The sequence below is a fragment of the Acinetobacter sp. CS-2 genome (assembly GCF_016599715.1).
Classification (GTDB): Bacteria; Pseudomonadota; Gammaproteobacteria; order Pseudomonadales; family Moraxellaceae; genus Acinetobacter.
On sequence record NZ_CP067019.1, the window covers coordinates 2,588,017 to 2,600,544 of the forward strand.

12 protein-coding genes and 1 pseudogene are annotated in these 12,528 nt (G+C 41.1%); 3 read left to right on the forward strand and 10 right to left on the reverse strand.

Annotated elements, in window-relative coordinates:
* Positions 1–3 precede the first annotated feature (3 nt).
* The 5 genes and pseudogenes from JFY49_RS12715 to JFY49_RS12735 all read right to left on the reverse strand — a co-directional run.
* Positions 4–1,023 (reverse strand): SPOR domain-containing protein, encoded by a 1,020-nt coding sequence (locus JFY49_RS12715; RefSeq protein WP_413784585.1) that lies wholly within the window; start codon positions 1,021–1,023, stop codon positions 4–6.
* A complete protein-coding gene (gene folC, locus JFY49_RS12720; protein WP_180081096.1) occupies positions 1,014–2,297 on the reverse strand; it encodes a bifunctional tetrahydrofolate synthase/dihydrofolate synthase in 1,284 nt (427 codons plus the stop codon). Before folC ends, JFY49_RS12715 begins: the two co-directional genes overlap by 10 nt.
* Positions 2,294–3,190, reverse strand: a complete 897-nt coding sequence (accD, locus tag JFY49_RS12725) for an acetyl-CoA carboxylase, carboxyltransferase subunit beta (protein WP_166171319.1) — start codon at positions 3,188–3,190, stop codon at positions 2,294–2,296. Before accD ends, folC begins: the two co-directional genes overlap by 4 nt.
* Positions 3,187–3,990 (reverse strand): tryptophan synthase subunit alpha, encoded by an 804-nt coding sequence (trpA, locus tag JFY49_RS12730; protein WP_166171317.1) that lies wholly within the window; start codon positions 3,988–3,990, stop codon positions 3,187–3,189. The genes accD and trpA overlap by 4 nt, the downstream gene beginning before the upstream one ends.
* A gap of 440 nt (positions 3,991–4,430) precedes the next feature.
* A pseudogene (locus tag JFY49_RS12735) lies at positions 4,431–4,778 on the reverse strand (helix-turn-helix transcriptional regulator); the annotation flags it as partial.
* A gap of 47 nt (positions 4,779–4,825) precedes the next feature.
* On the opposite strand from JFY49_RS12735, the gene JFY49_RS12740 reads away from it, so the two are divergent.
* Both JFY49_RS12740 and JFY49_RS12745 read left to right on the forward strand, forming a co-directional pair.
* Positions 4,826–5,440 (forward strand): IS607 family transposase, encoded by a 615-nt coding sequence (locus JFY49_RS12740; RefSeq protein WP_005402019.1) that lies wholly within the window; start codon positions 4,826–4,828, stop codon positions 5,438–5,440.
* Positions 5,437–6,591 (forward strand): RNA-guided endonuclease InsQ/TnpB family protein, encoded by a 1,155-nt coding sequence (locus JFY49_RS12745; RefSeq protein WP_005402020.1) that lies wholly within the window; start codon positions 5,437–5,439, stop codon positions 6,589–6,591. Before JFY49_RS12740 ends, JFY49_RS12745 begins: the two co-directional genes overlap by 4 nt.
* A 100-nt stretch (positions 6,592–6,691) precedes the next feature.
* Here JFY49_RS12745 and JFY49_RS12750 read toward each other — a convergent pair whose 3' ends face one another.
* The gene (locus tag JFY49_RS12750; RefSeq protein ID WP_200223122.1) at positions 6,692–7,429 is read right to left on the reverse strand and encodes an AraC family transcriptional regulator ligand-binding domain-containing protein; all 738 of its coding nucleotides are present in this window, start codon (positions 7,427–7,429) and stop codon (positions 6,692–6,694) included.
* Between the two features lie 136 nt (positions 7,430–7,565).
* On the opposite strand from JFY49_RS12750, the gene JFY49_RS12755 reads away from it, so the two are divergent.
* Entirely contained in the window at positions 7,566–8,444 is an 879-nt protein-coding gene (locus JFY49_RS12755; RefSeq protein ID WP_200223123.1) for a metal-dependent hydrolase, read from the forward strand.
* Between the two features lie 74 nt (positions 8,445–8,518).
* On the opposite strand, the gene JFY49_RS12760 is transcribed toward JFY49_RS12755, so the two are convergent.
* From JFY49_RS12760 to JFY49_RS12775, 4 genes are all read right to left on the reverse strand, one after another.
* On the reverse strand, positions 8,519–9,511 hold the full coding sequence (locus JFY49_RS12760; protein ID WP_180081094.1) for a DUF2804 domain-containing protein: 993 nt from the start codon (positions 9,509–9,511) through the stop codon (positions 8,519–8,521).
* Between the two features lie 171 nt (positions 9,512–9,682).
* Positions 9,683–10,201, reverse strand: a complete 519-nt coding sequence (locus JFY49_RS12765) for a DUF1543 domain-containing protein (protein WP_166171309.1) — start codon at positions 10,199–10,201, stop codon at positions 9,683–9,685.
* A 199-nt stretch (positions 10,202–10,400) separates the two neighbouring features.
* Positions 10,401–11,429 (reverse strand): transposase, encoded by a 1,029-nt coding sequence (locus tag JFY49_RS12770; protein ID WP_200223124.1) that lies wholly within the window; start codon positions 11,427–11,429, stop codon positions 10,401–10,403.
* 19 nt (positions 11,430–11,448) lie between these two features.
* Positions 11,449–12,303 carry an IS982 family transposase gene (locus JFY49_RS12775; protein ID WP_200223125.1) on the reverse strand — a complete coding sequence of 285 codons (855 nt, stop codon included), beginning with the start codon at positions 12,301–12,303 and terminating at the stop codon, positions 11,449–11,451.
* Between the last annotated feature and the right edge of the window lie 225 nt (positions 12,304–12,528).

Sequence of the window (12,528 nt, forward strand, 5' to 3'; positions counted from 1 at the left end):
TGTTTAGCGCTTATCGAGCGGAACCCAGTCAATCACCCATGCCGACTTCATACCCAAACTTGCATCACTGGTAATTTTCTTGCGTGCAGCATCAGCGGCATCACGGTCTTTAGCCGGCCCAACCATAATGCGAACCCCTTTCGATGTTGGGCTCCTGGTCACCTTATAACCTTTGGCACGCAACCTGGAGGCCAGTGCATCTGCATTGGCTTCATTGGCCGCCAAGGCCACTTGAACCATCCATTGTTTATCGCCATTTTCCAGCAAATCTCGGGCTTTTTCAGCTTCTGCTTTTTTCTTGGCTTCAGCTTTTTTCTTGGCTTCCAGTTCTTGCTCAGCCTGTTCTTTTTTCTTGGCTTCCAGTGCTTTCTTTGCAGCCAGCTGTTTTTCAGTTTCTGCTTTACGTTTTAGCTCCGCATCATGCTTTGCCTTGTCCTCAGCTGCTTTTTTCTCGGCTGCTTGCTTTGCGGCTTCAGATTGGGCCTTACGTTTTTCTTCGGTTATTTTTTTATCAGCATCAGTTCGTTGTTGTTGAACTATCTGCTGCTGTAACTTTTTTTCAGCGAGCAACTTTTCATCAGCCAAACGCTTTTGTTTAGCTTTTTCATCTTCTACCAGTTCAGGGGGAATATTATCCGAACTCTGCTGTGCTCCACTACGCAGAGCATTTAAAGCGGCATATTCTTCAGCTGCTTTACGTGCCGCATCTGCCTCAGCCTGTTGCTGCATCGCTAGAAACTCGGCTGCACGTGCTTCCTGTTCTGCAACCGCTTTTTCACGTGCCCGGCGTTGTTCTTCAAGTAAACGTTTTTCTGTTTCAACATCAACTGTTAAAGGTTGCAGCTGAACCATTTCCCCTTCTGCTGCCGGCTTTTTTTGCTCAACTTGAGCGGCTAAATCCGGAGTTCTGAGTTGGTTCTGATATATTTCTTCTTTACCCTTTAGAAGCAATGCTGCCAATAAAACACCACCACCTAATAAAACAACGCCTCCCATCCAGCGTTGTTTGCTATTCATTGACATTCTTCCAAATACTCCCATACCGCTTCTAAGGTATGAAATGAACCACATACCAAGATCAACTGATTATTTTTTGTTTCATTTAGCGCTGATTTAAAAGCCAATTGAACACTATTGAAGTGTTGTACTGTTTCGCCCTGTAATGCTTCCTCAAGCTGCCCGATTGTGGCTGCTCGCGGAACGGTTAACGGGGAAATTTTCCATGTTAAAACAGTATCTTTCAACAAATCTACGACAGAATTGATGTCTTTGTCCGCCAACATGGAAAAAACGCTGATCACTTCTGTGTACTGTTTATTGTATTCCAAAAATTTTCGCAACTGATTTAACAAAAATTCTACGCCATGGGGATTATGTCCAGCATCAAAAATAACGGTTTTATCTTGAATATGGCGTATTTCAAAGCGACCTGGTAATTTTGCATTCTGAATGCCGTGTGCAATGGCATCCTGAGTCACATTTAAACCACTGACCAAAATCGCGGCCACAGCTGTGGAAATATTTTCCAGTGCCAGAGCACCGAGGGGAAGTTTTAAAGTGCTGCCCGATGAGGCAAACATCCAGGCTTGACCATCATCCGTATATTGATAGAAATAATCACGATTGACGGCAAACAGTTGCGCCTGACATTCATCGGCTTTATTTTGTATGGCTTGAGGAAGCTCTTGCGAACCACCAAAAATCACCGGAATATTCGGACGAATAATCCCGGCTTTCTCGAACGCAATTTTTTCAATCGTATCACCGAGCCAGTCGGTGTGATCCAGGCCAATGTTGGTAATCACGGCGACATCCGGCTCAATCACATTGACCACATCCAGACGACCACCCAGTCCGACTTCAAGCACCCAGACATCACACTGCTTGGCCTTGAAAATTACAAAAGCCGCGAGTGTGGTGGCTTCAAAGAAGGAAAGGGATAGGTCACAGTCACGACGGGCCTGATCCACCTGCACAAACGCATCCACCAGGGTTTGATCATCCACTTCAATGCCAGCCAGTTTTACCCGTTCATTGAAACGGTAAATATGCGGTGACTGGTATAACCCCACTTTATAGCCTTGCGCATTTAAAATGGCAGCCAAAGCGGTGGTGGTTGAACCTTTTCCGTTGGTTCCCGCTACAGTCAGCACTTTAGCATGCGGACGCGTTACACCGAGCTTTTCAGCCACAGGAATAACCCGTTCCAGACCTAAATCAATACCCGTAACGTGAACATGGCTCCAATAATCGAGCCATGTGTTTAAAGAGTCTGTTGCAAGTGGTGCTGTGTTCAAGACAAATTCATCAGTTTCGCTACAATACGATATACAGTATCACGTAATGCGTGACGATGAACAATTTGATCGATTACACCATGATCAAGCAAATATTCGGCGCGCTGGAACGGTTCTTCCAGTTTTTCACGTACGGTTTGCTCAATTACACGTTTACCAGCAAAACCAATCATGGCTTTAGGTTCAGCAATATGTACATCACCTAACATTGCCAATGATGCAGTTACCCCACCATAAACTGGATGAGTTAATACCACCAAATATGGTAGGCCGGCATCTTTCATGCGTTGGATTGCAGCAGAGGTACGCGCCATTTGCATAAGAGATAACATACCTTCCTGCATGCGTGCACCACCTGATGCAGCAAAGCAAATCAAAGGTTGTTTATCTGCAATCGCTTTTTCAGCTGCTTGCACAAAACGGTCACCCACCACTGTACCCATTGAACCGCCCATAAAGTCGAATTCAAATGCACATGCGATTAAAGGAATATCTTTAAGTAAACCCTGCATCACCACCAATGCTTCAGTTTCGCCGGTTTTCTTTTGCGCTTCAGACATACGGTCCGGATAGGCTTTGCTATCGACAAAATGCAGAGGATCTTTAGCAATAAATTCCTGACCCAATTCATTTTGTACCTGGTCAAAGAACCAGTTCAGACGGTCACGTGCTTTCATGCGCAAATGTTCATCGCATTGTGGACAAACATAGGCGTTAAATGTCATCGCGGTACGTGTAACCAGTGCGTGACATTCAGGGCACTCAATTGTTGGTTCAGTAAAGGTTGCCTTGAGTGCGGTTTGCTCATCTGGCGTGTGAATACCCGGAACATGACGTTCCGTCCACGGCTGCGCTGGGCTAAGAATTTTGCCTGGTTTCACTTCTTGATTCATACTAACTCATCGAGCGCAGCTCGAAGCTCCTTGACTTTATTGACCGTTTCAACAACGGCTTGTTCTGGCGCTAAGTTCGCAAACTGTTTTACAAATGCACTACCAACAATCACAGCATCAGCCGCTACACCCATGGCTTTTGCCGAGGCAGCATCGCTGATCCCAAAACCGACACCCACAGGAACGTCAGTCACAGCTTTAATTTTTTGGATACGGGCTGCTGCTTCAGCAACATCTAAAGTTGCAGCACCTGTGACCCCTTTCAAGGATACATAGTAGATAAAACCACTGGCTTGGTTCGCCACATGCTGGATACGCTCATCGGTCGATGTAGGCGCCAGCAAGAAAATTTGATCCATATTGAATTTCTTCAATACATCATCAAAATCTTTGGCTTCTTCAGGAGGTAAATCTACCAGAAGTACACCATCGACACCGCATTCATTGGCCATTGACACAAACTTTTCATAACCGATCACTTCTACAGGGTTGAGATACCCCATCAAAACCACCGGTGTTTCTGCATCTTTTTGACGGAACTCTTTCACCATGTTCAAAGCGTCCAGGGTATTGGTTCCACCTGCCAATGCGCGTTCTGCTGCAAGGGCAATCACGGGACCGTCCGCCATAGGGTCTGAAAATGGTAGACCAAGCTCAATCACATCTACCCCAGCCTCAACCATTTGATGTAACAATGGAACGGTTACTTGTGGATGAGGGTCGCCAGCCATCACATAGGAAACGAGCGCTTTACGCTGCTGAGATTTAAGCTGTCCGAAACGAGTGGCTAAACGTGACATAGGGTTGTACTTTCCTTGAATTATTAAAGAACTGAGGAGTTGGCTTTGTAGAAATACAAGACAACGCATTGTAACGCTATTTTTTACTCATTGAATAGAGCCTGAGCATTTCACGCTACTTTCGACTCAGCATCTCATTTTTTCAGAACAATCCGAGAGCACCATTTACTGATATTTACGACTTTTTCTCAATGATCAAAGATGCCTAATTTTGCCATGTAAACAAATATCCCTGATGAAGATAAACTTATTCTTATTCATAAAAAATTGATAAAAATAAATATGTTGTCTTTTAAATTTAAAGTTTCATGCAATAGCAAAAACCTGCACTCTAGGACACAGACTTTTTATTTTTTATTTTATAAGATTGCCGAATGCAAAGGTGAACTGCATGTCTGCGTAGTTGCGCTGCATTTCAAAGTACCTTAAATACGCCCTTTTTATCGTTCAGATTGTGCTTTCAGTTGCTGTTTTCGCTGTAATAAGGTTTGACCACTATAGGCTTTATAAGCACGTGCCAAAGCCGACTGATCTGAATAGCCCAGACACATGGCCATTTCCGTAAAATTCATGCTTTGCAACAGTAACTGTTCACAGCGTTTCATGCGCTCGGTTTCAAGCAGTTTTTTAAAGGAAGTATTTTGTTTATACAGTTGACGCTGCAAGGTCCGTACAGATACATGCAATTCATCCGCCAGCCATTCTATTTTCGGGGACTGTTCCTTAACCCGCAAATATTCAGCCAGTTTTTGCTGAATATGCAGCAATAGATTTTCATAATGGGGTTTGTAACTGCTAATTGAAATCTACTTATTTCTATACTATTATATACAACATGAGTAAATATGTAAGCATTAGCGTTGCAGCTAAAACATTAGGTGTTTCCATTCAAACATTAAGGCGTTGGGATGAAGAAGGCACTTTGGTTGCAGATCGAACCCCTAAAAATCATAGACGATATGATCTGAGTAAGATCACGCCTGAGCAAATACACAAGCCCGATAGTCAACTTCAAAGGAAAACCATTGCATACGCAAGGGTATCGAGTCATGACCAAAAAGAAGATTTAATTCGACAGCAACAAGTTCTTGAAATGTACTGTGCAAATCAAGGTTGGACGTTTGAATTAATCTCCGATCTTGGTTCGGGTATGAACTATAGAAAAAAAGGCTTAAATAAGCTGCTAGAAGCAATCATGAATGATGAAATCGGACGTTTGGTTTTAACGCATAAAGATCGCTTATTGCGGTTTGGTGCTGAGTTGGTTTTTGCCTTATGTGAAGCTAAAAGCGTGGAGATCGTCATTCTTAATAAGGGTGAAAATTTGTCTTTTGAGGAAGAACTTGCTCAAGATGTTTTGGAAATCATTACAGTGTTTTCGGCAAGATTATATGGTAGTCGTAGTAAGAAAAACCAAAAGTTAATACAGGCAGTCAAAGACGCACTATGAGCCGATTCATACGAGGGCATGTAATCCAATTACTGCCAAATAATAAGCAAGCAAGTCATTTCGCTCAAGCGAGTGGTGTTGCTCGTTTGTCGTATAATTGGGCTTTAAAAGAATGGCAACGTCAATATAAAGCAGATAAGGAATATAGAGATCAGTGTGACTATTATGGCGTTCAGGTGGATAAAAAACTTCTAAATAAACCATCCGAAGCTAAAATAAGAAAGCACTTAAACTCGTTCAAGCGTGAGAAATACCCTTTCATGCTTAAAGTGACCAAATGTGCGCCACAACTTGCGATTAAGCAATTGGGTAGTTCATTTGATCGTTTTTTTAATGGTCAATCCAAATATCCAAAGCCTAGAAAAAAAGGCGTAGATGATCGCTTCTCATTATCAAATGACCAATTCAGCATTAAAGATAGAAAAATTAGTATCCCAAACTTGGGTTGGGTAAAAATGACTGAGGATTTGCGTTATCAAGGAAAAATATTATCAGCGAAAATATTTAAACAGGGTGGTAAGTGGTTTGCTTCGATTGCTGTTGAATTAAATCAGCCTGAGAAACTTCACCCCAAAACAGGTTTATCTGTTGGTATTGATTTAGGTGTTTCCAGTCTTGCCACTTTATCTAATGGCGAGGTTGTTCCATCAAGTGCGCCACTAAAGAAACAGCTTGCCAAGTTAAGACGACTTGCTAAGTCTTTTAGCCGTAAAAAGAAAGGTAGTCAAAACAGAGAAAAAGCGAAAACCAAGCTCTCTCGTTTGCACTACAAAATATCATGCTTGAGAAAAAACAATCTTCATCAAGTCACATCTGATTTAGTTAAGCGATTCGATCTGATTGCGATTGAGGATTTAAATGTGAAAGGTATGGTACAAAACCGTAAGCTCTCAAGAGCCATATCGGATATGGGCTTTTATGAGTTCAAGCGACAGTTGATTTACAAGGCTAAACAGCATGGCAAATCAATACTTTCTGTTGGACGATTCTTTCCAAGCAGCAAGATGTGTTCGAATTGTGGTGAATTAAACCAAAACCTGACACTTGCAATGCGTGAGTGGCGATGTTCATGTAACACCCTGCATCACAGGGATATTAATGCTGCCATCAATATTCTAAAACATGCAGATAAAGAATTGGTGGCTACATAAGCCACCAATGGCGGTGAGTTACACCGTGACAGCCTATGGAATTGAGGTAATCCCAAGCGCAATAGCAATTGGTTCTTGATGATGAAGTAGGAATTAAACATTAAACCCACGTAAGTAGGTTTAAGTAGGTTTTAAATAACGGTTTGGCAGCAATGGCATCTTCTGCCTGCCTGAGTAGAAGCTGCATTAAAGAGGGATCAGCCAGCTCGGACTTCAGCTCTAAGTTTTCCACATTGATCTCAAAAGAATAATCCGACTGTTTAAATTCCACTTTGCAAGCAAAAAACCTTTGATAATGATCATCTGCCATTTCTGGACTATGGGCAAAATTGATCTGTAATAGCTGGAATTTTTGAGCCGGAAAAATCTGCCGGGCCAAATGCACCATACAGGCCATGGTCATCTCATTGAGCAAGGCATATTTTAAATCATGAAAAGGCCAGCTTAAACAGATCTTTTTGTCCCGTTGATGCATCTGTATCGGGCTAACATCTGCCCCGTCAATGACCAGACGGCTAAAGCGAATCACATATTGCAATGCCTCTGCCACACTGTTACTTCGAGTCGCCATATAGCCCAGTACACCAAAATGTTCAGGACGGATCAGGCAGGCCATTTCAAACACCAATTGCGGACAATCCATCTGTTTTTGAGTCAGCTGCATGACTTCTGCAAAAAATGAATAGGTCGATTGCGAATCGATAGGCAAAGATAAGACATAGCGCAGTTGTGCCTGATGTGGCTCTAGACAGGCCAGGCTAAAGATATCCATATCCTGTTGCTGCAAATACATGTGCAGCAACTGAAAATAGCCATTTGGAATTTGCAATTCTTGCACGATGTACCTTGATTATTTTTGACATTTTATATTTTTACTTTGGCGTAAAATGTATAAAAAATGGCAACAACTGTCAAAACAAAAGATAAAAATCCAGACATACTGCAATAGTCTAAGGCAATTGAAGTAAAACAACATGAATGCCATTGTCCAAGCGCAGATTATTCCCGTCGTACGTCGTAATCTGGATTTCAAGCTGAATGAGGTTCCGCGTTTCTGGTTCGGAGGTGACCCGTTTATTACCCGGATGTTTGATGCACTCAGCCTGACTTTTCCCGATGGCGAACGTTACTTCATTCAGTCAGTCCGTCTGTTTCGGGAGCAGATTACCGATCCAGATTTAAAGCAGCGTGTGGCAGAATTTATCGGTCAGGAAGCACAGCACGGCATTGCGCATGACAAAATGAATCAGGTCATGAAAGAACAAGGCATGCCGGTCGATCAGTTTATTCAGCGTTTGAATAAAATTTTTAAATTCGAGCTGGAAAAACGTTCTCCACAATACAATATTGCCATGACGGCTGCCGCTGAACACCTGACCGCCTTAATGGCAGAAACCTTTTACAGCCATAAAGAGAGGTTAAGAGATGCCCATCCTTATGTACGGGCACTATTTGCCTGGCATGCGATTGAAGAAATGGAACACCGGGATGTCGCTTTTGATGTCATGAAGCAGGTCGGCAATGTGCCTGAAAGTACCCGTAAATTTGTTCTGGTCTGGACCACGGCATTAATGTTCGGCTTTACCCTTTACCGTGCCAATGTCATGTTAAAGCATGACGGGTTTAGCTCATTACAACGTCTGCAAATGAATATTCGCGGATTACCGTGGTTCTTTGGAAGAAAGGGCACGCTCAGCAAAATGAGCAAACAATATCGCGACTGGTTTAAAAAGGATTTTCATCCCAGCCAGCATCCGGTGATTGCCCAATATGATGTCTGGGTCAAAACCCTGCAACAGACCGGTGATCCGATCCAGGCTGGAGAAGCATTTTGGCAGGCAGCTAAAGACTAGGCCTTATATGAATTGAATTAAATTGAGACCAACCAAGTCCAGACTCACCTCCACTTGGTTTTTTAGTCAGTGTGTTACCACTTGGCATAATGCTGTTCGAGCAAACCATATTCATTGATCAAGACAATTTCCTGATCATCTTGCTGAATGGTCCCGCTAATTTTAGCTTGCCATTGGCTGAACTGACTGCCCACCAGTCTTAAATTCAGATTTTCATAACGTCGCCAGCCCGTTTTGACATCCAGATTTAATTTTTCATCCAGTGAGCGAATTGTCCAGTGCCCCTCATCCTGATGCTGGAATAAAACATCACTGACAGGATACAACACGCCATTCACCCATAAGCAGTTTTCATTGCCAAAACTTTCATTGACCCCGGAAGCCAGATTCAAACCGATCCGGTTATTTTGCGCATCCCCAAAATTGCAGGATAACCAGAACCAGGCCGTTTCCGGCCGTAGAAAACCACAGGTATCATCTAGTGATGCAAAAGTTCTTTCATTAAACTGTATGGTTTCACGCTGTTTATTGATAAAAAAACCTTCACAGGCCAAAGTCGTCAGTTTTTGCGTATAAGTCCAGCCATTAATTCCCGTCGGGCTACACATACTAAGCGGGTTTGTACCAGCACAGAAAATTCGCGCACTAAGCCTGATTTCACCATATTTGGTGACGTGGATATAACGCACGCCATTGGCATGCTGGATATCAATTTGAAAAGGCGACTTGGAAAAAAAACTCTGGTTATAAAGCGGCTGTTCATCTACCACGGTATTGCGTGATAACAGGTTAATCGCATTCCACTCTAAAACCTCATGGTTTTGATGATTATAAATATAGAAAAAGGCATGCCCAGCCCATGCAATATCGGCAATGGCCAGACCAATCGTATAATGGCCATGCTGAATACAACAAAATTTAAACTTTTTATATTTTAATCGCTTGCGCCAACCAGTTAAGACATCGCCATAAGGTGTCTTGTACTGGTATTGATTCAAATCGATGGTTTTGGGGAGGGCGCTAAAACGTCCATAATGCGGTTGTCCATTTGATTGAATCAAATCCATTTATCAAATTCCATCTAGCCAAGAGATAACAATTCCTTAGCGTTATTATGCCTATATAAGCGGAACTTGAAAGTGTCAAAAAGCATATTTCATCGAAAAATACAAAAATTTATAATATTTCACCTGGTCTAATATTTGATAAATATAATTTATTAATCAATTAGATATAAATCAACCCTCATCCAGCATTAAATAGGTATTTTCCCAGAGGTTCGCTGAAAACTGGCCTTCGACCAGCTCTACATAACGGCCATGAATATGATCAATCACAATACAATCATCTACATCTAATATTCGGTCAGTATGTTGCTTCTGCCAATGCTTGGCAAAATAAGCCTTCCCCCGTTGTTTTGCCAACATGGCATTTTGTGCCACAACCAGAACATAACGATGCAGTTCTCCAAACTCCTGGGCATCGTAGCCACCCAGATTAATTAAAAACAGATGTTCTGAAGATGAATTCGGTGCTGCATCGCTAAATTGGATTTGATAGTGTTTTCCGTCAAATTCAATCCCATTGATTTGCGCCCAGGCATCAATATGCAACCCTTTTTGTTCCCCAAACCATGCATTTTTCAGTTGTGGATAGACTTCTTGCAAAGTTTCACCAACTGCTAAAACCACATCATGGACTTCTGTATTGGCACGTGCATGACGACCACCGAGCATGACGATAAATAGGCTGGGCATGATTCTCTCCTTAATTTTAATCCTCCTCCCTTGCGAAACAGTGTTTCTCATCCTTTTTCAAAGGAGGGGGAACTTTACATGACAAAATTTAGTTAGGAGAATAATTAACCTGAGTTCGACTTAATTTGATTGATAATTAAGCATGTTTTTAAATGTTGGTTTATTTGGTGATAAACAATAAGCTAGGACTTACGCACTATTACTTATAGATTCTCTGTGGTAGCAGATGATTTTTATCGAGAATAAAGTCATCAATGAAGTTTTTGATCATTGGTCTAAATAATTTCTTCTGCCAACGATATATATTTTCAAAGATCCGCTCAAACTGGTTCTTTTGTATCTCAACGTAGGCCATCAAGGCTGAAAAAATATGATTCAAAATCAGTTTAGATCGTCTTACTTGAAACTTTTCAATATGACAAACCTGTTTAATCACCCGGTGATATTGCTCTATTTTCCAATGACTTGAATGTAATTCATGAAAACCTTCAAAGGACAATAAATCATCTTCATCTTGATGCACAATATAAAACCTCTGCTGTTCTTTTAACTGAGTCTTAAATAATTGTACAAAGCCAAAATCTTTGAGCCAGATCACTTGACCCTGATGGAAATCTGGCAATAAGCGCAGTTGAAACCATTGTCCTTTTTCTGGGGAAACCTTACGGTTACAGTCGATACCAAACATAAATCGAATACCATATTTTCTTATGGTTTTTAGATTTCCAGTCGATGAATACCAACTATCACCTGTAATAAATTGAATCTTTGCACCCCAACTGAGTACTTCACTTAACATATCCATAAAGTAATCATTCTTGGTTTTACTTTCAGATTTGTCATAAATTCGGAAATTAATTGGAATATTTTGACCATTTCGATCTGTCGCATACAAGGTAATGAGATTAATACCCTTGACGGATCGGTGGTGTTTGCCTGACCAAAAATAGCTAACCAAGTCCATATGTTGACTATATGGTTTATCTAAAACAGTATCATCAATACTGACTATAAGTTTATTATTATCAATATGTTGAATTGATTCTTGATATAGGTCGTGAGGTGTGTAGTCTTCACGCTCTAGAAAGCGATTTACACTATCATGCGAGATATTATAAGTCTCGGCAAGTTGTGTGCAGCTAATAGAGTTCGGTTCTGTCATGAGAAAGCCCATATAAATGGGTAATGTACAAGTTGCTGTAGAAGCATGTTTAATTCGTCTGATCACAGATACTTTATAAAGTATTTTAATACTTTTTTGAATCCGTCAATGCGTAAGTCCTATAAGCGATGATTGCTGCCATTAGATTGACCATAAAATTGTTAACCGAGCGATGTCGGGTATGGTCAATCTGATGCAAGTTTTTTAGCTGATCATTCACGGTTTCAATCAATCCCCGTTTTGAAAGAAGCTGCTTCTCCATCTCATTATATTGAGGCAGGTTCTTCATATTCTTACGTCCAGTCGTTAAAATCTTAAGCCCTCGCTGTGATAAAACTTCGGCTTTAGCTTTACTGATATATCCCTTATCTGCGAGTAAAACTCCACTTAAGCCTTGACCTAACACATCCAGCATTTTGACATCGTGAACATTTCCTGATGTAAATGCAATATTAATAATTTCACCTAATTGATTGATAACCATGTGTAATTTAAAACCATAAAACCAACCCGTACTGCTTTTTCCTCGTCCTGCCAGGCCCTTAAAAACCTTATTCCTTGCAATACGACGATTATGGCAAACGATCAGTTTAGTTGAATCAATTAAGCTAATTCCTGTACATTGACCTTTAATTTGATGAAAGAAACACGTTAATGCTGTCAGACATTGAGGTAATAATTCAATCATTCTGTTATAGCTGGGCAGTGTAGGAAATGCTTCTTTCCAGAAGGGTCGAATCATATGGTTGTAATAATATTTGAAGAATCTAAAACCTGATTGATGGAACAGTACCGTGATGGTCATGATTTCAGATAAACACAGGGCTTTAGCTCTCTGTCGTCTTGGTTGTTGGTCGGAAATGAGAGCCGTTTTTAATGTTGATTCAAAATCTTTGCAAAAGTCATCTATTAAACAGAATATTTCAGTAATATAATCCACGGGAAAGCCTTTGTTGTTGCAGTTTTTTGTCTTTAGAACCAAAATCTTACAACTTCAAAGGCTTTTTCTTTGTTTCTTTTTTATGTCGAACTCAGGTTAATTATTACATCTCAATATGATACGCGCTGGCGACATGGATGTCGCCCGTTTGGCAGGAATACAAGGATGTATTCTCTGCCAAACAAAGGGGTTTTGTTACTTTTGCCCCGTCAAAAGTAAAGAATA